At 66.4% G+C, this 17,527-nt stretch carries 16 protein-coding genes; 13 read left to right on the plus strand and 3 right to left on the minus strand.

All coding sequences use genetic code 11. The annotated features are described in order from the left end of the window. The first annotated feature begins 54 nt into the window (after positions 1–54). The 6 genes from J9611_RS13065 (at position 55) to J9611_RS13090 (ending at position 5,951) form a co-directional block, all read left to right on the plus strand. Positions 55–1,176, plus strand: coding sequence for an ABC transporter ATP-binding protein (locus J9611_RS13065; protein WP_281414564.1), 1,122 nt, complete (start codon positions 55–57; stop codon positions 1,174–1,176). Beyond that, the gene (locus J9611_RS13070) at positions 1,176–1,931 is read left to right on the plus strand and encodes an ABC transporter permease (RefSeq protein ID WP_211880754.1); all 756 of its coding nucleotides are present in this window, start codon (positions 1,176–1,178) and stop codon (positions 1,929–1,931) included. Before J9611_RS13065 ends, J9611_RS13070 begins: the two co-directional genes overlap by 1 nt. Next, positions 1,928–2,674 (plus strand): ABC transporter permease, encoded by a 747-nt coding sequence (locus J9611_RS13075; RefSeq protein WP_211880756.1) that lies wholly within the window; start codon positions 1,928–1,930, stop codon positions 2,672–2,674. The genes J9611_RS13070 and J9611_RS13075 overlap by 4 nt, the downstream gene beginning before the upstream one ends. Beyond that, a complete protein-coding gene (locus tag J9611_RS13080) occupies positions 2,671–3,633 on the plus strand; it encodes an ABC transporter substrate-binding protein (RefSeq protein WP_211880758.1) in 963 nt (320 codons plus the stop codon). Before J9611_RS13075 ends, J9611_RS13080 begins: the two co-directional genes overlap by 4 nt. Positions 3,634–3,773: 140 nt before the next feature. Continuing rightward, entirely contained in the window at positions 3,774–4,994 is a 1,221-nt protein-coding gene (locus J9611_RS13085; protein ID WP_211880760.1) for a pyridoxal phosphate-dependent aminotransferase, read from the plus strand. Positions 4,995–5,096: 102 nt separating this feature from the next. Further along, positions 5,097–5,951: a PPK2 family polyphosphate kinase gene (locus J9611_RS13090; RefSeq protein ID WP_211880761.1), complete on the plus strand. Its 855-nt coding sequence runs from the start codon at positions 5,097–5,099 to the stop codon at positions 5,949–5,951. Between the two features lie 64 nt (positions 5,952–6,015). On the opposite strand, the gene J9611_RS13095 is transcribed toward J9611_RS13090, so the two are convergent. Together J9611_RS13095 and xseA are read right to left on the minus strand one after the other, a co-directional pair. Continuing rightward, positions 6,016–6,246, minus strand: a complete 231-nt coding sequence (locus J9611_RS13095) for an exodeoxyribonuclease VII small subunit (protein WP_211880762.1) — start codon at positions 6,244–6,246, stop codon at positions 6,016–6,018. Positions 6,247–6,337: 91 nt separating this feature from the next. Continuing rightward, positions 6,338–7,627 carry an exodeoxyribonuclease VII large subunit gene (gene xseA, locus J9611_RS13100; protein ID WP_211880763.1) on the minus strand — a complete coding sequence of 430 codons (1,290 nt, stop codon included), beginning with the start codon at positions 7,625–7,627 and terminating at the stop codon, positions 6,338–6,340. Between the two features lie 233 nt (positions 7,628–7,860). Between xseA and J9611_RS13105 the strand changes: the two genes are divergently transcribed. After that, positions 7,861–8,703, plus strand: coding sequence for a hypothetical protein (locus J9611_RS13105; protein WP_211880764.1), 843 nt, complete (start codon positions 7,861–7,863; stop codon positions 8,701–8,703). 66 nt (positions 8,704–8,769) lie between these two features. Further along, the gene (locus J9611_RS13110) at positions 8,770–9,861 is read left to right on the plus strand and encodes a 4-hydroxy-3-methylbut-2-enyl diphosphate reductase (RefSeq protein ID WP_211880765.1); all 1,092 of its coding nucleotides are present in this window, start codon (positions 8,770–8,772) and stop codon (positions 9,859–9,861) included. Here the strand turns inward: J9611_RS13110 and J9611_RS13115 are convergent. Then, positions 9,858–11,093, minus strand: coding sequence for a DNA recombination protein RmuC (locus J9611_RS13115; RefSeq protein WP_211880766.1), 1,236 nt, complete (start codon positions 11,091–11,093; stop codon positions 9,858–9,860). The genes J9611_RS13110 and J9611_RS13115 overlap by 4 nt on opposite strands. A 140-nt stretch (positions 11,094–11,233) precedes the next feature. On the opposite strand from J9611_RS13115, the gene ychF reads away from it, so the two are divergent. The 5 genes from ychF (at position 11,234) to J9611_RS13140 (ending at position 17,334) form a co-directional block, all read left to right on the plus strand. Beyond that, on the plus strand, positions 11,234–12,319 hold the full coding sequence (gene ychF / locus J9611_RS13120) for a redox-regulated ATPase YchF (protein ID WP_211880767.1): 1,086 nt from the start codon (positions 11,234–11,236) through the stop codon (positions 12,317–12,319). A 124-nt stretch (positions 12,320–12,443) separates the two neighbouring features. Then, positions 12,444–12,641, plus strand: coding sequence for a type II toxin-antitoxin system VapB family antitoxin (locus J9611_RS13125; RefSeq protein ID WP_211880768.1), 198 nt, complete (start codon positions 12,444–12,446; stop codon positions 12,639–12,641). Beyond that, positions 12,638–13,009: a type II toxin-antitoxin system VapC family toxin gene (locus J9611_RS13130; protein WP_211880769.1), complete on the plus strand. Its 372-nt coding sequence runs from the start codon at positions 12,638–12,640 to the stop codon at positions 13,007–13,009. Before J9611_RS13125 ends, J9611_RS13130 begins: the two co-directional genes overlap by 4 nt. A gap of 550 nt (positions 13,010–13,559) precedes the next feature. Beyond that, a complete protein-coding gene (locus tag J9611_RS13135) occupies positions 13,560–15,338 on the plus strand; it encodes an ABC transporter family substrate-binding protein (RefSeq protein ID WP_211880770.1) in 1,779 nt (592 codons plus the stop codon). A gap of 355 nt (positions 15,339–15,693) precedes the next feature. Beyond that, positions 15,694–17,334: a peptide ABC transporter substrate-binding protein gene (locus tag J9611_RS13140; protein WP_211880771.1), complete on the plus strand. Its 1,641-nt coding sequence runs from the start codon at positions 15,694–15,696 to the stop codon at positions 17,332–17,334. Positions 17,335–17,527: the final 193 nt, after the last annotated feature.

Consider the following 17,527-nt stretch of genomic DNA (forward strand, 5'->3'; position numbering starts at 1 on the left):
GATCAGTTGGCTGGACCGTCCGATGTTGCCGCCAACAGTTAGGTAAGGCCGGAAATGGCTGAAGCCATGATCGAGTTCCAGAGCGTCACGAAGCGGTACCAGGGCGGGCAGCCTGCCGTGGATGACCTGACCATGTCCATCGACCAGGGCGCCATCACCGTCTTCGTCGGCCCCTCGGGCTGCGGCAAGACCACCTCCCTGCGGATGATCAACCGCATGGTCGAGCCGACGTCGGGAACCATCACCGTGGGCGGGGAGGACGTGACCTCGGTGCCCGCGGCCAGGCTGCGGCGGTCCATGGGCTATGTGATGCAGTCCTCCGGGTTGATGCCGCACCGTTCCGTGCTGGACAACATCGCCACCGTCCCCCGGCTCAACGGGGTGTCCAGGACGGACGCCCGCCGGCGCGCCCAGGAGCTGCTTGAGGTCGTCGGGCTGGCGCCCTCGCTCGGAAAGCGGTACCCCTCCCAGCTCTCCGGCGGCCAGCAGCAGCGCGTGGGAGTGGCACGGGCGCTGGCGGCAGATCCGCCCGTGCTCCTCATGGACGAGCCGTTCAGCGCCGTGGACCCGGTGGTGCGCGACGAACTGCAGAAGGAGCTCCTCCGCCTGCAGCGGGACCTGGCCAAGACCATTGTCTTCGTCACCCACGACATTGACGAGGCCACGGTCCTGGGGGACAAGGTGGCCGTGTTCGGCGTCGGCGGCAAACTGGCGCAGTACGCCGCCCCCGAGGAGATCCTGCGCGCCCCGGCCAACGACTTCGTGGCGTCCTTCGTGGGCCGGGACCGCGGGTTCCGGCACCTGGCGTTCAGCCCCTCCGACGGCGTCACCATCCATGAGGTCAGCACCCTCACCCCCGCGGAGCTCGAGCACGACGGCGGGCCGCCGGACGGCAACTGGAACGACGGCTGGAAGCTGGTGGTCGACGCCGGGCGGCGCCCGCTTGGCTGGGCAGGTCCGGGCCGCGCCACGGGAGCCGGCCCGGTGATGGTCCCGGGCGGGTCCCTGTTCCGCAAGGGTGAGACACTCCGGCGGGCGCTGGACGCCGCGCTGTCCTCGCCCTCGGGCCTCGGCGTCGCCGTCGACGCGGAGGGCAGGGTGGCCGGCGTGATCCAGGCCGCCGAAGTGCTGGCCGTGATTGAAGCCGGCCGCCGTGTCCGCCAGGGCGCGCTCTGATGGACTGGTTCCTGGCCAACAGCGGGCAGGTCTTTACGCTGGCCGGCCAGCACCTCGCGCTGGCCGTCCTCCCGATGGTTTTCGGCCTGCTGATCTCTATTCCGCTGGCCCAGGTCGCCCGGCAGAGCAAGGCCCTGCGTTCGGTGGTCGTGACGGCGTCCTCGCTGCTCTATACCATCCCCTCCCTGGCGCTCTTCATCATCCTGCCCACCATCATCGGCACGCGGATCCTGGACCCTCTCAACGTGGTGGTGGCACTGACCATCTACGCCGTCGCCCTGCTGGTCCGTGCCGCCCTGGATGCCTTTGATTCCGTGGATGAGGATCTCCGCCAGGCTGCGGTCGCCATGGGGTTCAAACCCGTCGCCCGCTTCCTCCAGATCGACCTCCCGCTGTCCCTGCCCGTGATGTTTGCCGGCCTGCGGGTGGTCTCGGTCAGCAACATCTCGCTCGTGAGCGTCGCCGCGCTGCTCGGGATCGGGAACCTCGGCATGCTCTTCACCTCCGGCCTGCAGCGCGACTTCGTCACCGAGGTGGTGGTGGGCATCATCGCCATCCTGATCCTCGCGCTCCTGATGGACGCCGTCCTGGTGCTGCTCGAGCGGCTGCTGACCCCGTGGACGCGGGCCGGCGCGGCACCCGGCGCCGTGGCCGCAAGGCCCCACGCAGGTTCCGGCGCGAGCCCTGAGAAGACCGGCCCTGCCGCCGCGGCAATGCGGCTTTCAGACGCACAGGCCGGAGGCGGCGGCGCATGAGCAACGTCATCACGGACACCTTCGACTGGCTCGCCGACCCGGCCCACTGGGCCGGCGCCGCCGGGGTCCCGGCACGGCTGGCCGAACACCTGCAGTACACGGGGCTTGTCATGCTGATCGCCACCGCCATCGCCATTCCGATCGGCCTGTACGTGGGGCACACCGGACGCGGGAGGGTCGCCGTCGTGGCCCTCGCGGGCGCCCTCCGCGCCCTGCCCACCCTGGGACTGCTCACCCTCTTCGTCCTGCTGGCCGGGATCGGGCTCATGCCGCCGATCTGGGCCCTCGTGATCCTCACCGTCCCGCCCCTGCTCGCCGGCACCTACGCGGGAATCTCCAGTGTCGACCGGAACGTCGTGGACGCGGCCCGGGCCATGGGCATGACCGAACTCCAGGTGCTCTTCCGCGCCGAATTCCCCAACGCGCTGCCGGTGATGTTCGGCGGGTTCCGGACCGGGGTGCTCCAGGTGATCGCCACTGTCTCGGTGGTGGCCTACATCAACCTCGGCGGCCTGGGCCGCTACCTGTTCGACGGCCTCGTGCTCTCCGACTTCCCGCAGATGCTCGGCGGTTCGCTGCTCATCGCGGGCCTCGCCATCGCCGTCGACCTTGTCCTGGCGCTTTTCCAGAGGCTGTTCCTGTCACCGGGGGCCTCTTCCCAGTCGAACCGGAGCCGGCAGGCTGCGGTTGATCTCACAGACCCCGTGACCGCGGAGGCTGTTGTTAAAGGAGGTATGTCATGAAGGAATCCCGCCCACGGGCACTTGGCAGGCGCGCATTCGGTGGTCTGGCCGCCGGCGTAGGACTGGCGCTGGCCCTGTCCGCCTGCGGAGGCTCATCCAATCCGCTGTCCTCGGCCCCCGCCACGGGCGGTGCATCGACCGGATCCGGCGGGGCCCTCGTCGTCGGTTCGGCCGATTTCCCCGAGAGCCAGATCATGGCCGAGGTCTACGCCGGTGCCCTGAATGCTGCCGGCGTCACCGCGAGCACCAAGCCGAACATCGGTTCCCGCGAGGTGTATTTCAAGGCCGTGCAGGACGGGTCGGTGGACGTCATCCCCGACTACAGCGGCAACCTGCTGCTGCACGTGAACAAGGACGCCACGGAGGTCTCGGCCGAGGACATCGCCAAGGCGCTGCCGGCCAAACTCCCTGACGGCCTGGCTGTGCTGGATGCGTCCAAGGCCGAGGACAAGGACGCCATGGTCGTCACGAAGGCCACCGCGGAGAAGTACCAGCTGAAATCCATCGAGGACCTGGCCAAGGTCTGCAGCGAGATTGTGGTGGGTGCGCCGGCGACCTTTGCCGAACGCGCCTACGGGCTGCCGGGACTGAAGAAGAACTACAACTGCGTGCCCAAGAAGCTTGAGCCGTTCAGCGACGGCGGCGGTCCCCTGACGCTGAAGGCCCTGCTCTCGGACCAGGTCCAGGTGGCGGATATCTTCACCACGACACCGTCCATCGCGGACAACGACCTCGTGGTGCTGGAGGACCCGAAGAACAACTTCATCGCCCAGCAGGTCCTGCCCCTGTACAACAAGGCCAAGATGACGGACAAAGCGAAGGACGCCCTCAACGCCGTGTCCAGGATCCTCACCACCGATGACCTGATCAACCTCAACCGGGCCGTCAGCGGCACCCAGAAGCAGAACCCCAAGGATGCCGCGGCCGCGTGGCTCAAGGACAAGGGGCTGGCCAAGTAAGGCTTCCGGACAGGCCTTCCTGACGTTCGACGGCGGCTGCCGCACCCCCTGCGCGGCGGGGGAAGCCGGGCAGCCGCCGTCGCCGTGTCTGTGAGTGATGTCTCAACGGAAGTACATCCCCGATATGGCATATTTGATGGATGGCAGAATTCAAGCAGTCCACCAAGCTTCATAATGTCCTTTACGACATCCGTGGACCGATTCTTCAGGCCGCCCAGCAGATGGAGGCAGAGGGTCACCGCATCCTCAAACTGAACATCGGCAACCCGGCCCCCTTCGGGTTCGAAGCGCCGGACGCGATCCTGGTGGACATGATCCGCCACCTGCCACATGCCCAGGGGTACAGCGACTCCCGCGGCATATTCTCCGCCCGCACGGCCGTCTCGCAGTACTACCAGACGCGCGGGATCCAGAACATCCATGTTGACGACGTCTACCTGGGCAACGGCGTGAGCGAACTCATCACGATGTCGCTGATGGCTTTGCTCGACGACGGCGACGAAGTCCTGATTCCTGCCCCGGACTACCCGCTGTGGACTGCCTCCGTGGCCCTGGCCAGCGGCAGGCCCGTGCACTACCTGTGCGACGAGGAATCCGGCTGGCAGCCCGACCTCGATGACCTGGAAGCCAAGATCACCCCGCGCACCAAGGGCATCGTGGTGATCAACCCCAACAATCCTACCGGCGCGGTCTACCCGGAAAGCACGCTGAAGAAGATCGTGGCGCTGGCCGAGAAGCACGGGCTAGTGCTGTTCGCCGACGAGATCTACGAGAAGATCCTGTACGAGGACGCCGTGCACGTGAACATGGCCAGCCTCACCGGCGACGACGTGCTCTGCCTGACCTTCAGCGGCCTGTCCAAGGCCTACCGGGTGTGCGGCTACCGGGCGGGCTGGATGGCCATCTCGGGGCCGAAGAAGGATGCCGCGGACTACCTCGAAGGCATCAACCTGCTGGCCAACATGCGCCTGTGCGCCAACGTGCCCGCCCAGCACGCCATCCAGACGGCCCTCGGCGGCTACCAGAGCATCCAGGACCTGATCCTCCCGGGCGGACGCCTGCTGGAACAGCGGAACAAGGCCTACGACATGCTCAACGCCATCCCCGGCGTCAGCACCCAGCAGGCCCGCGGGGCGATGTACCTGTTCCCGAAGCTGGATCCCGAGGTCTACCACATCCGCGATGACGAGAAGTTCGTCCTCGACCTGCTCCGGGAGCAGAAGATCCTGGTCTCCCACGGCCGAGCCTTCAACTGGGTCCGGCCGGACCATTTCCGCATGGTCACCCTGCCGCTCGTCAAGGACATCGAGGAGGCAATCGGCCGCATGGCGGACTTCCTGAGCCGCTACAAGGGCAACTAGTCTGGGGGCAGCAGCGCGGCACGGGGCATTGGCCCGCGCCGTTGTCCTGCTGTCCCGTGTCCTCGCCGCGGGGTGCTGCGTGATCCGGAAAGAGGAAAGTCAATGGCAGACGACGTGAAATTCAAGGACCGTCCCTCGGACACCCTCAAAGTGGGAAAAGGGTTCAGCCTCAAGGCCGCGGATCCGGACGCAACTCCCGGCTATCCGGGGGGCAAGTCCGACGGCGAGCTCCTGCTCGGCGACCTGGACGAGAAACTCGCGGGACTGCAGGAAAGGCTCTTCGCCCAGTCCCTGTATGGCGGCACCAAACGCATCCTGCTCATCCTGCAGGCCATGGACACGGCAGGCAAGGGCGGAATCGTCAAGCATGTCGTGGGCGCGATGAACCCGCAGGGGGTCAAACTCAGGTCTTTCAAGGCGCCCACGCCGGAGGAAAAGTCCTACGACTTCCTCTGGCGGATCGAAAAGGAAGTGCCGCCGGCCGGCGCCGTGGGGGTCTTTGACCGTTCCCACTACGAGGATGTCCTGGTCCACCGCGTCCACCGCTGGGCCAGTCCGGAAGAACTCGAGCGGCGGTACTCCGCCATCAACGAATTCGAGGCCAGGCAGACGGCGGCGGGCACCAAGATCGTCAAAGTCATGCTCAACATCAGCCGCGAGGAACAGAAGGCGCGGCTGCTGGCCCGGCTGGATGACCCCGCCAAGCACTGGAAGTACAGCAGCAACGACCTCAAGGAACGGGCATTCTGGGACGACTACATGGACGCCTACCAGAAGGCCTTCGATAAGACGAATTCCGAGCTGGCTCCCTGGCACGTGGTTCCGGCCAACAAGAAATGGTACGCCCGCATCGCCGTGCAGCACTTGCTGCTCGAAGCGCTGGAGGGCCTCAAGCTGCAGTGGCCCGCCCCGGACCTTGACGTCGAGCTGGAGCGGGATCTGGTCGAACGCTCCTGACCGGCCGGCTGGCTACCGCCGGACAGGTCGTGGACGGCCGGCCAGGCTGCGGCCGTCCGGCGGTTCAGCCGTCCTGCGCGGCCTGGTCCCGGGCGGCGGACAGGCGCTTCCGGGCGCCTTCCAGCCACTGTTCACAGCGCTTGGCCAGCGCCTCGCCGCGCTCCCACAGCGCCAGGGACTCCTCCAGGCTGGCGCCACCGGCTTCCAGCCTGCCCACGATGCCGACCAGCTGTTCGCGGGCGTCCTCGTAGCTCAGTGCGTCGATATCGGCGTTCGGCTTCGTTTCTGCTGCCATGTGGTGCTCCTTGTTTTTTGGCTTCATCCCGGGGACGGTCACTCTGATGGAAAGCCCAGGGGTGGAATATTCCGGCAGGGGTTCCGCCGGTTCAGTTGTCGGCGGGATCCTGGCCGCCGGTGGACTGTGCGGTGAACCTGCCGCCGGCCACGCGGACCGTCAGCGGGGTTCCGGCCGGCGCCTGTGAGGGGTGGCGGACAACCTCCCGGCGCGTCCCGGGGTCCGGTGACTCCCCGTCGCTGAGCTGCACGACGGCGTAACCACGGTCCAGGGTCTTCTGCGGCGACAGCGCACGGACCTGGGCCTTGAGGTGGACCAGCTGGTCCGCGGCCCGCGCCATCGCGGTGTTGATGGCAGCGTGGGATCTGCCCTTGAGCCGTTCGACGTCGTCGAGCCGGGTGTCGACCATGACTTCGGGGGAGGCCAGCACCGGACGGGAGCGCAGCGCGGCCAGCCGGTCGGTTTCCCGCTCCACGAGCCGGGTGACGCCGCGGCGGAGATGGTCCCGCGCCTGCCGCACCCGGGTGAGCTCCTCCGCGACGTCCGGAACGATCCTCTTGGCGGCGTCGGTGGGCGTCGAAGCCCGGAGGTCTGCCACGTCATCGAGGATCGGCCGGTCCGCCTCATGGCCGATCGCGCTCACCACCGGCGTTGCGGCGTCTGACACGGCCCGGATGAGTTCCTCGTTGCTGAACGGCAGCAAGTCCTCCAGGGCTCCGCCGCCGCGGGTGATCACAATGACGTCGACGACGGGGTGGGCGTCAAGTTCCTGCAGCGCGGCGATGATCTGCGCGACGGCGGTGTTGCCCTGGACCGCGACCTCGCGGATCTCGAATTCGACGGCGGGCCAGCGCAGGGCGGCGTTGCGCAGCACGTCCTTCTTGGCGTCCGAGTCGCGGCCGGTGATCAGGCCGATCCGGTGGGGGAGCAGGGGGAGCCGTTTCTTGCGGGCGTCCGAGAACAGGCCCTCCGCCGCGAGGGCCTGGCGCAGCCGTTCGATCCTGGCAAGGAGATCTCCGAGGCCCACCGGCCGGATGTCCTTCACCGACATGCTCAGCCGTCCGGTCTTGAGCCAGAACTCGGCCTTGAGCAGGGCCACCACGCGGGAGCCCCGTTCCAGCGGGGTCTGCTGGCGGTCCAGCACATTGGTCCAGACCGATGCGGGCAGCGAAATTTCCGCGTCGATGTCCCGCAGGGTCAGGTAGGCGTTGCCGCCGCGCCGGTTCAGCTCGATGACCTGGCCCTCAACCCAGGCCGAGGGTGCGCGGTCGATGTGCATCTTGAGTTTCTGGGACAGCAGCTGCAGCGGCCAGGGATTGTCCGGGCTGGTTTCCGCCGCCGTGGCGGGGAGCGTGGTGGCCGCCGCCAGGCCCTCAGACATGCCCGTACACGGTGGCGGAGGGGGCGGTGTGCATTTGCGTTGGTTTCCTTTGCCGGGGCGGAGCCGCCAGCAGGTGCGTTTCCCAGGGTTTCCTCGGGAGGGGCACCGGCCAACAGCTGGAACTTGTCTGTTTCAACTCTATCCAAAGCTTTACCACCAGGGCCCGACGTTATAGCCCGCCGGGCCAGCACCCGTAGGATGGCAGTATCCCTACGACTTCCTAGGACTCTGTCTTGCGTACTTTTGTCTCGGCCGCTGCTGTGCTCATCGGGCTCCTGATGGCGGCTGTCGCTGTTCCCGCAATCTGGGTTGACCGGAACATCGTCCGGGAAGACGGGTTTGTCGCCCTGGCCGCGCCGCTGGGCCAGGACCCCGTCTTCCAGCGCAGGCTCGCCACCGCCGCCGTCGGCAGCCTCGGCGTCGAGCACCGGATTCCGGAAGTCGTCGCCGAACTGGCCCGGCCGATCCTGGACAACGCGGCCCAGTCCCTAGCTGGGATGCCCGGCTACCCCGGCGCCTGGGCGGAAACGTTGCGCAGGAGCCACCGGCTCACCTTCGCCGATCCCGGCACCCTGCCGCCGGAGGCCGCCGGCGCCACCGCGCTGACGCTCGACGTCGCACCGCTGGTCGGACTTGTCGCGAAGCAGGTGTCGGACGCCACGAACCTGCCGCTCGCGGCGCCGGAGCAGGTGCTGATCCACATCGGGAAGTCCAACCAGCGCCAGGCCGTCGAGAGGGTCGCGGCGTACGCGCCGATGGGCTATGCCGTGGCCACCGGTGCCGGGATCGCCTTCCTGCTGGCCCTGGTCGCCGCACGGCGCCGGTGGACCGTCCTGGCCGGGACCGGGGCGGGCGCGCTGGTGCTGGCCGGGGCGTGGAAGCTGGCCGCAGATGCCGGCGGCGGCGCCCTGGCCGGGGCCTCCAGCGGCAACGAGATGGCCGACATCTTCACACGCGAGTTTGCGTCCGCGTCCGCTGGCAGTTTCGGGCAGTGGATCCTGACGGTCGCGCTGGCAGGCGGGGTCCTGCTGGTCGTCGGACTGCTGGTTCGCGCCGCCGGTGGCCGCCGGGCCTGAACTCCGGCTTTGAACACCGGCGGGAGCCCAAAAACGGGCGTCTTTGAACACCGGTAGCATTGAAGGATGACCTCCACCGCAGTCTCCATACCGATGCCATCCGTTCCGCGCCGGCGGCGTTCGCCGGAGGATGTGCTGGCCGCGTCGCCCGTCACCGGTCCGAAGAAGGTGCTGCTCGCGGCACCGCGCGGCTACTGCGCCGGCGTGGACCGTGCCGTCATCGCGGTGGAAAAAGCCCTGGAACATTACGGTCCGCCCGTCTACGTGCGCAAGCAGATCGTGCACAACGTCCATGTGGTCAGCTCCCTCGAAGAAAAAGGGGCGATCTTCGTTGACGAAACGGACGAGGTCCCCGAGGGCGCCCTCGTGATCTTCTCCGCCCATGGAGTCTCGCCGGCGGTGGTCCAGTCCGCGGAGGACCGCGGCCTGCGGACCATTGATGCCACCTGCCCGCTCGTGACCAAGGTGCACAAGGAGGCGGTCCGCTTCGCCAAGGACGACTTCGACATCCTGCTGATCGGCCACGAAGGCCACGAGGAAGTCGAGGGGACGGCCGGCGAGGCGCCCGAGCACATCCAGATCATCAACGGCCCGCACGAGGTGGACAAGGTCACGGTCCGGGACCCCGAGAAGGTCATCTGGCTCTCCCAGACCACCCTCAGCGTGGACGAGACCATGGAGACCGTCAGGCTCCTGAAGGAACGCTTCCCCACCCTGCAGGACCCGCCCAGCGACGACATCTGTTACGCCACCACCAACCGCCAGGTCGCCATCAAGAAGATCTCGCCGCAGGCGGACCTTGTGATCGTGGTGGGTTCGGCCAACTCCTCCAACTCCGTCCGCCTCGTCGAGGTGGCGCTGGAGTACGGGGCAAAGGCGTCCTATCGCGTCGACTTCGCCAACGAGGTGGACGAGGCCTGGTTCGAGGGCGTCGCCACCGTCGGCGTGACGTCCGGAGCCTCCGTCCCCGAGGTTCTGGTCAAGGACGTGCTGCGGCTCCTTGCCGACTACGGCTACGGCGCCGTGGAGGAAGTCGTCACGGCCGAGGAGGACCTGCTCTTCTCCCTGCCCAAGGAGCTCCGGGCCACCCTCAAGCAGGCCGGGGACGTCACCCGGGCCCTCGGTGGCCGCGGCACCCGCCAGGCCGGGAACCCTTAAGCGGCGGACTCCGCGGCGTCGTGCCCTGGCTGCAGCTCCGGGGCCGCCACCGAACGCGGCGTCACCTCGATGGAGGCGGGCGTGATGAGCCCGGCGGACTCGAGGGCATTGAGCTTCCTGGCCGTCGGCAGCACCCGGGCCTCGAGTGTGCCGACCAGGGAGTTGTAGCGGTCCACCGAGGTCTTCAGGGAGGCCCCGAGCTTGGTCACATTCTCGCCGAGCGTGCCCATCCGCTCGTAGAGCTGCCGGGCGAGTTCAAAGAGCTCCCGGGCGCTGTCGGTCAGCACATCCTGGCGCCATGTGAAGGCGACCGATTTCAGCACTGCGAGCAGGGTTCCGGGCGAGGCCAGGACCACGTTCTTGGACAGCGAGTAGTCCAGCAGGGCCGGGTCCGCCGCCAGCGCGGCGGCGAGGATGGATTCCGCCGGCAGGAAGCAGACCACGAGTTCGGGGGAGTTGCCGGGGATGTCCCAGTACTTCTTGGTGCTCAAGGCATCCACATGGGCCTTCAGTGCCTTCGCATGGGCAGCCAGGTGCGCCTGCTGCCCGCTGGCTGCCTGCCCGAGCTGCAGGCCGCCCTGCTGGCTGTCGACAGACGCGCCGAGCTCCTGCGCCGCAAGATAGGACGCCAGCGGGACCTTCGCATCGACAACCAGCAGCTTGTCCCCGGGCAGCTGCACCACGAGGTCGGGCCGGACGCTGTTCTCCGTGGCGGCACTATGCACCTGCTCATGGAAATCGACGTGCCGCAGCATCCCGGCCGCTTCCACCACCCGCCGCAGCTGGACCTCGCCCCACTGGCCGCGCGCACTGTTGGAACGGAGCGCCGATTCCAGGGCATGCGTTGAGCGCAGGAGCTGCTCATCGGACAGCCGCGCCTCCTGCAGCTGCTGGGCCAGCTGGCCGTACTGCTCCAGCCGGTCCCGCTCCAGCAGCGAAACCTGCTGCTGCACGGCGGTGAGCTTCTCCGCTACCGGCGCCAGCGCACGCAGCACGCTGCCGTCCTGGCTCCGTGATTCGCCCAGCTCGCGGTTCTGCGCCGCCAAAAGGCGCCGCTCGGCGTCGGCCGCGGCAAACTGGGCGCTGACCTCGGAAAGCCGGGCCGAAACGCCGTCGAAGTCCTGTTCCACGGCCAGATAGCGGCGCCGGAGCAGCAGATAGGCGACGGCGGCGCCGGCAACGGCGCCCACGAGCAGCATGAGCAGGGCAAGAATAAGTGCAAAAGCGTCCATGGGTTCACTCTGGCATGCCCCTGTGACAGTTTTGCGCTGCCGCCCCACCTGCCGCCCGACGGGCGACCCAACATGAGCCCCAACAGGCGCCCCGGCCCGCAGGGCAGGGCTCCCGGCCCGTGCGGGTAGAATGTATGTCCGTGGCTCTTACTATTGGCATCGTCGGACTGCCCAACGTCGGCAAATCAACTCTTTTCAACGCACTGACCCGGAACCAGGTGCTCGCGGCGAACTATCCGTTCGCCACGATCGAGCCCAACATCGGCGTCGTGAACCTGCCCGACCCCCGGCTTGCAAAGCTCGCCGGCATCTTCGGCTCCGCCCGTCTGCTGCCCGCCCCCGTGTCCTTCGTGGACATCGCCGGGATCGTGAAAGGCGCGTCGGAGGGTGAAGGCCTGGGCAACAAGTTCCTGGCCAATATCCGTGAGGCCGAGGCCATCGCCCAGGTTGTCCGCGTGTTCGATGACCCCGACGTCATCCACGTCGACGGCAAGGTCGACCCCCGCTCGGACATGGAGACGATCAACACCGAGCTGATCCTGGCCGACCTTCAGACCATCGAAAATGCCATTCCCCGGATCGAAAAAGAAGTCAAGATCAAGAAGCGCGAGGCTGCCGAGCTGGCGGCCATCAAGGCCGCACAGGCCGTGCTGGAACGCGGCGACACGATCTTCTCCTCGGTCAAGAGCGACAAGCTGGAGATGGAGCACCTCAAGGAGCTCAGCCTCCTGACGGCCAAGCCCTTCATCTATGTCTTCAACGCCGACGAGGGAATCCTGGGCAGCCCGGAGAAGCAGGAGGAACTGCGGGCCATGGTTGCCCCGGCGGACGCCATCTTCCTCGACGCCAAGCTCGAATCCGACCTCGTCGAACTGGACGAGGAAGAAGCCCGCGAGATGCTGGAGATGAACGGCCAGGACGAATCAGGCCTGGACCAGCTGGCCCGCGTCGGATTCCACACCCTGGGACTCCAGACCTACCTCACGGCAGGACCCAAGGAAACCCGCGCGTGGACCATCCACCAGGGGGACACCGCCCCGCAGGCGGCCGGTGTGATCCACTCCGATTTCCAGCGCGGATTCATCAAGGCCGAAGTCGTCTCCTTCGACGATCTGATCGATGCCGGCTCGATGGCGGAGGCGAAGGCCCGCGGCAAGGTCCGGATCGAAGGCAAGGAATACGTCATGGCCGACGGCGACGTCGTGGAGTTCCGCTTCAACGTCTAATTGCGCTCCGTTCGGGCGTCAGGCTGCCTGACAAATCTGGGCGGTTTCCGTTGGCGGCAGAGACTCGTTGATCATCTGTTTCGGCATCATATGATGATACTCTTGATGCTAGAAGGAGGTTCTGATGAGGACGACGGTGAACATCGACGACGAGCTCCTGGCCCGGGCAAGTGAATTGACGGGCATCACCGAGAAATCAGCTCTCCTGCGCGACGGACTGACGACTTTGATCCGTGTCGAGAGCGCCAGGCGGCTCGCAGCCCTGGGCGGCTCCGACGGCTCCGCGACCTCGGCGCCGCGACGCCGAGAGGGTGGCGCGTGATCCTGGTCGACACTTCGATCTGGATCGACCACCTGCGCGCATCCGAGCCCGGACTCATCAGTCTCCTAGATGACGACGAGGTTGGGTGCCATCCATACGTGATCGAGGAGTTGGCACTCGGGTCGATCAAGCAGCGCGCGGTTGTGCTGGACCTCCTGGAAAGCCTGGGCCAGTTCCCGGTCCTGAGTCACGCGGAAGTGATGACGCTTGTCAGCGGTCGGCGACTCTGGGGACGCGGTCTCAGTGCAGTGGACGGGCATCTCCTGGGCGCGGTCGCGTTGGTCGGCGGGGCTCGGCTTTGGACGCGCGACAAGCGATTGATCGCGGCATGCCGCGACGTCGGTGTTGGCTACGTCGACGAGCCGTAAGGTTGCCCTCGTCGATTGTGGAGCATGGCGATCTCCTGCCGCCTCCGCAGTCTGAGTCGACGTTGATCACACGGCTGGAACTGTCCCGGCAGGGTTCACGGTGCGTCGTATTGTGGGTCGGTTCATCCGGCCGGGCATTCGCTCCGAGCATCCCAGCAACGGATACACTGCAGGGCGGTCAGCATTGCTCCTGTCGGCACTCAGCCGGGGATCTCGCAAATCGGCTCAGTCGCCGCGCCGTCGTCGCGCAACGCGTTCCCCCGCCTGTGGCGAGTTTCCTAAGGTTTTCCGCTACGGAACGTGGTGGTGTTCCGCTTCAACGTGTGATTGCCTGGCGATTCAGGCAGATAATTGACCCTGTGAGGATCAACCCGAGGGCCCCGGTGTTCTGTACCGGGGCCTTTCCTGGGCCGGCTTTCTTCGAGAACCGGCTCTTTGCGGCTACGCTTCATCCCATGTGAGACGGCCATGCTGCGGCGGGGGAGTGTGGACGTCTGTCCGATGCCCACCGTGCCCGCCGCTCACCCCCTGACAGAAACATGGAGGCGGAATGCGTTCGGGTCCTATCACCAAAGCAGTGGGCGTGGCAGTAGCGGCCGTCCTCGCCCTCAGCGGCTGCGCGGGCGGCAGCAGCGGCTCGACCCCGACGAGCGCCCCGGCAGGCAAGGCAGGCGGATCGGCGACCGTCGCGGAGGTGAACGCCTTCAGCACGTTCAACCCCAACACGGCCGCCGGCAATGTCGACGTCAACTCCAAGGTCAGCTACGCCACGCACTCCGGCTTCTTCTACCTCGACAACAAGCTGAACATCGTCCGCAACGACAAGTTCGGCAGGATGGAGAAGACCTCGGACAACCCGCTCACCGTCAAGTACACGGTCAATGAGGGCGTCAAATGGTCCGACGGCACCCCCGTGACCGCGGCCGACCTCCTGCTGCAGTGGGCCGCCTTCTCCGGCTACTACGACGACGCCGATCCGGTAGCGAAGACCGGAACGTCGTACTTCTCCTACGCCGGCGGACCGACCGGCCTGGCTCTGACCGGTTTCCCGGAACTCGGCTCGGACGGACGGTCCATGACGGTGCAGTACTCCCGTCCCTTTACCGACTGGGAAACAGCGCTCGGCGGACCAGGGATCGACATCCCGGCCCACGTCCTCGCTGCGAAGGCCGGCCTGAGGGACACCAAGGCATTCATCGAGCTCCTCAAGGGCATCCCGCGCGGCGATTCCAAGGCGCCGAGGCCGGCCGACGCCCGGCTGCAGGCCCTGTCCGGGCTGTGGAACACCGGTTTTGATGCCAAGACGCTGCCGGCCGACCCGAGCCTGTACCTGTCCAACGGCCCGTTCATCGTCAAAAACATCAACCCGGACGAGTCGTTGACCATGGTGAAGAACAAGGACTACAACTGGGGTCCGGAAGCCAAACTGGACGAAATCACCGTCCGCTACATCGGCTCCGCCGCGGCCCAGGTCCAGGCGCTCGGGAACGGCGGGGCGGACATCATCGCGCCGCAGGCCTCCGCCGAAACGGTCGAGCAGCTCACGGCGCTGGAAAGCCAGGGCGTCACGCTGGACCGCGGCAGCCAGTTCGCCTACGAACACGTCGACCTGAACTACAGCGGTCCGTTTGCCGACAAGGATGTCCGCGAGGCCTTCATGAAGGCCGTCCCGCGCAAGGACATCGTTGACAAGATCGTCAGGAAGCTGGACCCTAACGCGAAGCCGCTTGACTCCCAGCTCTTCCTGCCGGACCAGGCTGCATACCAGGACTCCGCCCGGAACAACGGTTCCTCGGCCTACCAGGACACGGATATCGAGGGCGCCAGGAAGCTCCTGAACGGTGCCGCGCCCACGATCCGCATCATGTACAACAAGGAGAACCCCAACGAAGTTGACGCCTACTCGCTGATCCGGGAGTCGGCCACCAAGGCAGGCTTCACCATCGTCGACGGCGGCCTCGGCAAATCCGACTGGGGTGCGGCCCTGGGCAGGGGCGGCTACGATGCCGCCATATTCGGCTGGAGCAACGCGGGCGTCGGCGCCTCGGGCGTTCCGCAGGTCTTCAGGTCGGGCAGCGACTCCAACTACAACCGGTTCAGCGACCAGGAAACCGACCGGCTGCTGGACGAACTCGTTGTCACCACCGACCGCAGTAAACAGGACGGGATCCTGACGCAGATCGACAAAAAGGTCTGGGATTCCGCGTACGGCCTGCCGCTGTACGCGAGCGTCGGCGTCGACGCGTACAGCAGCCGCATCACCGGCGTGAAGTACATGCCGAACCAGACCGGTGTCTGGTGGAACTTCTGGGAGTGGGCCCGGAAATAGCCGCGGGCCGCAACGAACACGTTGCCCGAAAGGGCCCCAAGCTCGGCGTCGGACCCCGCCCATAGACCCTGCGGCCAGCCCCTGCCAAGGGCCATTTCCAGTTAACGAGTCATAACGGGGACGGCCCTCGCGGCGAATACTACCAGCGAGTAGCGTGTGATGTGAAATACATTTCCGCCAGCCTTCACCCTCACGCCCTTATCGCATCACGGTTTGGCAACAGGGTTCCACCATTCGGACATTTTGCGGCTAGGCTACTTCAACATGTAGGCCACGTCACAGGAAATCCCTGTGCCGGGCCTGCCCGAAACACGAGTTTTTCCCTGACGAACTCCCACAACTCACAGGAGGCGGAATGCGTTTTTCGCGCACTTCCAAAGCACTGGGCATGGCGGCCATCGCCGCTCTTGCCCTGACCGGATGCGGTGCCGGCGGGCCGGCTGCCGGCGGCGGCAGCACCGGCGGCGACACCAGCAAGGTAATCCTTGTCGACGGTTCCGAGCCGCAGCGTCCGCTGATGCCGGCCGACACCAACGAGGTCGGCGGCGGCAAAGTCATGCAGATGATGTTCGCGGGCCTCGTCAGCTACGACCCCAGCGGCAAGCCCGTCAATGAAGTCGCCGAGTCCATTGAAGGCAAGGACGGGCAGAACTTCACCATCAAGGTCAAGAAGGACCAGAAGTTCACCAACGGCGAGGCCATCACCGCCAAGACGTTCGTCGACTCCTGGAACTTCGGTGCGGCCGCGAAGAACGCGCAGCTCAGCGGCAGCTTCTTCGAGAGCATCAAGGGCTACGACGGGGCCAGCGCAGAAGGCTCGACCGTCGAGACCATGTCAGGGCTGAAGGTTGTTGACGACCAGACCTTCACCGTCGCGCTGAAGCAGCCGGAATCCGACTGGCCGTTGCGCCTTGGCTACACCGCCTTCGTGCCGGTCCCTTCCGGTGCACTCAAGGACCCGAAGGCCTTCGGCGAGAAGCCTGTCGGCAACGGCCCGTACAAGATGGCCGACGGCGGCTGGCAGCACAACGTGCAGATCCAGCTCGTTCCGAACCCGGACTACAACGGTCCCCGCAAGCCCAAGAATGCCGGCGTGACGTTCAAGATCTTCCAGAACGACGACGCCGCGTACCAGGACCTGCTGTCCAACAACCTGGACGTCCTGCAGGTAATCCCCACCAGCGCCCTGAAGAACTTCAAGTCTGACCTCGGCGACCGCACCATCAACAAGCCGTACGCCGGCAACCAGACCATCGCGATCCCGGAATACCTGCCGGAGTGGAGCGGCGAGGCAGGCAAGCTCCGCCGCCAGGCCATCTCGATGGCGATCAACCGCGACGAGATCACCAAGGTGATCTTCAGCAGCGCGCGCCAGCCCGCCAAGGACTTCACGGCTCCCGTGCTTGACGGCTACAGCGGCTCGATCCCGGGCTCGGAGAACCTGGTGTTCGATGCGGCCAAGGCCAAGGACGCCTGGGCCAAGGCCGACGCGATCCAGAAGTGGGACGCCGACAAGACGTTCACCATCGCCTACAACGCCGACAAGGGCGGACACAAGGCCTGGGTCGAAGCCGTCGTCAACCAGCTCAAGAACACCCTCGGCATCAAGGTCGAAGGCAAGCCGTATGCGACCTTCAAGGAATCCCGCGACGACGCAACCGCCAAGACCCTCACCGGCGCCATCCGCGCCGGCTGGCAGGCGGACTACCCGTCGCTGTACAACTTCCTGGGACCGATCTACAAGACCGGTGCCGGCTCCAACGACGCCAGCTACGCCAACCCGGTGTTCGACAAGGCCATCGCGGACGGTTTGAACGCCTCGTCCGTCAGCGACGGCAACAAGGCCATGAACAAGGCTCAGGAGATCCTCCTGACGGATCTTCCGGCCATCCCCCTGTGGTACCAGGTCGCCCAGGGCGGCTGGAGCGACAAGGTGACCAACGTTGACTACGGCTGGGACGGCGTTCCGCTGTACTACGACATTACCGGCAAGTAACAACCGGACGACGGCGGGGGCTGCCCGGTCCGGGGCCTCCGCCGTCGTCCTGCTTCCGCATTTTCCTCATGGCCCGGGCCCCGGGTGTACTTTCGCAAGCCGCACGCCGTGAGTGAACCGGCGTCGGCCTGCACCCATAGTGAAAAGGTTCTTCGATGAACAACTCCACCGCATCCCCGGACAGGATGCCTGC

Origin of the sequence: Pseudarthrobacter albicanus (assembly GCF_018224015.1) — a bacterium.
Taxonomy (GTDB): Bacteria; Actinomycetota; Actinomycetes; order Actinomycetales; family Micrococcaceae; genus Arthrobacter; species Arthrobacter albicanus.

Coding starts and splice junctions, on each gene's coding strand:
- J9611_RS13065 (WP_281414564.1), top strand. CDS start 55: ATGGCTGAAGCCATGATCGAGTTCCAGAGCGTCACGAAGCGGTACCAG.
- J9611_RS13070 (WP_211880754.1), top strand. CDS start 1,176: ATGGACTGGTTCCTGGCCAACAGCGGGCAGGTCTTTACGCTGGCCGGC.
- J9611_RS13075 (WP_211880756.1), top strand. CDS start 1,928: ATGAGCAACGTCATCACGGACACCTTCGACTGGCTCGCCGACCCGGCC.
- J9611_RS13080 (WP_211880758.1), top strand. CDS start 2,671: ATGAAGGAATCCCGCCCACGGGCACTTGGCAGGCGCGCATTCGGTGGT.
- J9611_RS13085 (WP_211880760.1), top strand. CDS start 3,774: ATGGCAGAATTCAAGCAGTCCACCAAGCTTCATAATGTCCTTTACGAC.
- J9611_RS13090 (WP_211880761.1), top strand. CDS start 5,097: ATGGCAGACGACGTGAAATTCAAGGACCGTCCCTCGGACACCCTCAAA.
- J9611_RS13095 (WP_211880762.1), bottom strand. CDS start 6,246: ATGGCAGCAGAAACGAAGCCGAACGCCGATATCGACGCACTGAGCTAC.
- xseA (WP_211880763.1), bottom strand. CDS start 7,627: ATGTCTGAGGGCCTGGCGGCGGCCACCACGCTCCCCGCCACGGCGGCG.
- J9611_RS13110 (WP_211880765.1), top strand. CDS start 8,770: ATGACCTCCACCGCAGTCTCCATACCGATGCCATCCGTTCCGCGCCGG.
- J9611_RS13115 (WP_211880766.1), bottom strand. CDS start 11,093: ATGGACGCTTTTGCACTTATTCTTGCCCTGCTCATGCTGCTCGTGGGC.
- J9611_RS13125 (WP_211880768.1), top strand. CDS start 12,444: ATGAGGACGACGGTGAACATCGACGACGAGCTCCTGGCCCGGGCAAGT.
- J9611_RS13135 (WP_211880770.1), top strand. CDS start 13,560: ATGCGTTCGGGTCCTATCACCAAAGCAGTGGGCGTGGCAGTAGCGGCC.
- J9611_RS13140 (WP_211880771.1), top strand. CDS start 15,694: ATGCGTTTTTCGCGCACTTCCAAAGCACTGGGCATGGCGGCCATCGCC.